Here is a 1119-nt window from a genome sequence, read left to right on the forward strand (position 1 = left end):
TCTGGTCACCCTGACCGCCAGAGTGGAAGATCAATACAAAAACCCCGTCAACCAGAGTGATGTTAGCTGGCAGATCCAGCCGGCAGGTAAGTATCATCTTACCGGCAGCCCGCAAAAAACCGACGATCAGGGCCGGGTTACCGCGACGCTGGCTTCAGAGGATGTGGTCGCCTGTCAGGCCGTGGCAACCGCCAACGGTGTGAACAAATCGTCTGCCACCATCAACTTTAGCGCCGACGCAGCCACCGCCACAGTCTCTACACTCACTCCGTCCACAACAGCGGATGTGGCAGCAGGCGATAGCATGACGCTGAAAGCCACAGTGGTGGACAAAGCCGGTCATCCTGTCGTAAATCAAAGGATTAACTGGAGTACCGATAATACCAGCGGGTCTTTCCAGTCCAATAATTACAGCGACACCAACAGTCAGGGTATTGCAGAGATAACCTATTCTGCTACCCGGGCCGCGGCCACGCATGTCACGGCAGAAAGTAATAACAGCCGCCAGACCGTGGCGGTGAATGTGATTGGTAATATAGCCACCGCGACCCTGTCTGACAGCAAAGTGGACAAAACTCAGGCCGTCGCCGATGGCAACGAACCGATAACCTGGTCTGTCGCGGTGAAAGATGCGAACGGCAATACTCTGCCTGGCGCACAGGTCAACTGGAGCAGCAGCGATCCGAAAGTGATCTTTGCCAGCACCAGCAGCCTTGCGAATAATCAGGGGGTTGCAACCATGCATTTCACCTCCACCCGTGCCGGGAAGGCTACTGTTTCTGCCACCACCGCGAACGGTGCAGCGAAACAAACCACCACGCTGACGTTTGTTGCCGACGCCAAAAGCGCCGTGCTGAAAAGCATTTCACCGGATAAAACCACCCTGCTGGCCGACGGAAAGGACAGCGCCACACTGACTGCTGTCGCAGAAGACGCACAGGGTAATCCGTTAAAGAATGTCCAGATCGACTGGAGTTCAACCAGCAACACCGCACAGTTAACCGCCACGACCACCCAGACAGACGAGCAGGGACATGTCACAGTCCAGGTCAGTTCTCCGGCGGTGGAAGAGATTACGCTGACTGCCACGCTGCAGGGTCAGAAGCTGGCTTCTCCGGT

The 1119-nt window shown here is 56.1% G+C and carries 1 protein-coding gene; it reads left to right on the forward strand.

From position 1 onward, the window contains the following. Positions 1-1119: Ig-like domain-containing protein (locus FEK66_RS25420; protein ID WP_171023590.1), on the forward strand; the 1119-nt coding region annotated here is incomplete at both ends.

Source organism: Escherichia sp. E1130 (assembly GCF_005781065.1).
GTDB lineage: Bacteria > Pseudomonadota > Gammaproteobacteria > Enterobacterales > Enterobacteriaceae > Escherichia.